General features: G+C 25.1%; 2 protein-coding genes. Both read right to left on the bottom strand.

Annotated elements, in window-relative coordinates:
* Positions 1 to 69: 69 nt before the first annotated feature.
* Positions 70 to 675 (bottom strand): hypothetical protein, encoded by a 606-nt coding sequence (locus I4U58_RS13665; protein ID WP_195931883.1) that lies wholly within the window; start codon positions 673 to 675, stop codon positions 70 to 72.
* Between the two features lie 343 nt (positions 676 to 1018).
* Positions 1019 to 1867: a DegV family protein gene (locus I4U58_RS13660; RefSeq protein WP_195931882.1), complete on the bottom strand. Its 849-nt coding sequence runs from the start codon at positions 1865 to 1867 to the stop codon at positions 1019 to 1021.
* Positions 1868 to 1898: the final 31 nt, after the last annotated feature.

Genomic DNA, 1898 nt, shown 5'->3' with positions numbered 1-1898 from the left:
ATTCTCATTTAAATAAGTCTGCATAATATTACTCCTTTTATCCGTTGATTATTTATTTTGTTATTTATATTATTTATTTTTTTTAAGTTTTTGCTTTATTATATTGTTTATTATTTTTTTTCTTATATCTTCTGCTCCTTCATCTTCATCTATCTCAACATCTAAAAGCTTTGCTATTGACTTCATTTCTTCTCTTGTTTTTGATTTATAACTTTCAATTAAATCTTCCTTTACTATTTCAGGATTTACAATATAGTCTTTATCAGACTTTCTATAAATAATATACTTATGTGAATATAAATCTCTGTTATCATAAATATATTTTGATATAATTCTTAACATTTGATTATAAGAAAGTTTTTTATTTACATTTAGATTGAGATATTTTGCAAAATTATAAATTTCTTGTTTAGATCTGAAAAACTCTTGTTTTTTAATAAGTTTCGCTATTGATACGACATTTTCTTGATATGAACCATAAGTTAGTACTCTTAAATACAGATTTTCATTATTCTTTCTAGTTTGAACTCGTTGTATATTTTCCTCTATTACTCTATCTACATTAGCTTCAAAAAATTTTTTTGCACCCCTTTGTGATACATAATTATCAAATTCTTTTTGTACCATATCGAGTATCAAATTTCTAAAATTATCTTTATATGTTCTAGATTCCATGATACCTCCACCTCATTTATTTTATTATATTCATAGGAATATAAAATGTGAGTTCATAAATATTGTTAAGATATTTACTTAATTATATGATTTTTATAAAAAAATATTAAATGTATGTATATTTTTTTATAATATGCCAATAATATAAGTGTAAAATCAAATATACTCAATCTCCCCCATTTAAGATCTCTATTTTAATAATAGAGGTCTTTTTTTACAATATATAATATTTTATGTCTTATATATTTGTTTTAAGTTTTATATAAAGACTTATTTTATAAAATATATATTCTTAATTAAAGCAAATTATAAAAAGGACGATAAATATCGTCCTTTTTATAATTTATTTTGTATAATAAGCCAGTCCGATACTTCCAGGTCCAACATGAAGTCCTATAACAGGTCCTATTGATTGCATTTTTACTTCTCTTCCCAACTTTTCTTCTAAAAGCTTTGCTAGTTTAGCACCTTCTTCTTCACAATTTATATAATGTACTATTACATCGCCAAGCCCTTTTTCTTCGATATCTTGTAAAAATGTTTCTACTAAAGTATCTACTGCTTTTTTTCTAGTTCTAACTTTTTTAAATACTGATGTTTCACCATCTTTTACGGTTAAGATAGGTTTTATTTGTAATATTCCACCTAATAAAGCCGATGCCCCTCCTATTCTTCCACCTTTTTTTAGATATGCTAAGGTTTCTGGAGTGAATAAGAAACGACTATTATTTATAATATAATTTGCTCTTTCTACAACTTCTTCTATAGATTTACCTTCACTTGCAGCACGAGCTGCTTCTATAACTGTAAATCCCATCTGCATACAGTTAGTAGTAGAGTCTATTATTTCTATATTAGCATTTGGATAGTCTTGTAATAATATGTTTTTCATCATGCATGCATTTGAATATGTACCACTCATTTTTGAAGATAAGAAAATACCTACTATAGAATCTCCATTATCTAGTATTTCCTTCATAGTATTTAACATTTCTTCTGGGATAGGTTGTGATGACTTTGGAATCTCACTAGCTTTATCCATTTCATCGTAAAAAGTTATATTATCTATATCTAATTCCCTTCTACTATCAAGATCCATTACAACATTTAGTGATATTACTTTTATATCGTATTTATCAATATATTCTTGTGGAATATATGATGTACTATCAGTAATAATTTTTATGCTCATATTTTCACTTCCTTTATAATTTGTACAGATC

The sequence above is a fragment of the Clostridium sp. 1001270J_160509_D11 genome, assembly GCF_015667935.1.
In the GTDB taxonomy this organism is placed as follows: domain Bacteria; phylum Bacillota; class Clostridia; order Peptostreptococcales; family Peptostreptococcaceae; genus Intestinibacter.
The sequence above is the reverse complement of the archived record's forward strand: the minus strand, read 5'-3'. Positions and strand labels throughout refer to the sequence as shown.

What these genes read in the sequence shown, in the direction of transcription:
- I4U58_RS13665 (WP_195931883.1), bottom strand. Translation starts at nt 675, where the DNA reads ATGGAATCTAGAACATATAAAGATAATTTTAGAAATTTGATACTCGAT.
- I4U58_RS13660 (WP_195931882.1), bottom strand. Translation starts at nt 1,867, where the DNA reads ATGAGCATAAAAATTATTACTGATAGTACATCATATATTCCACAAGAA.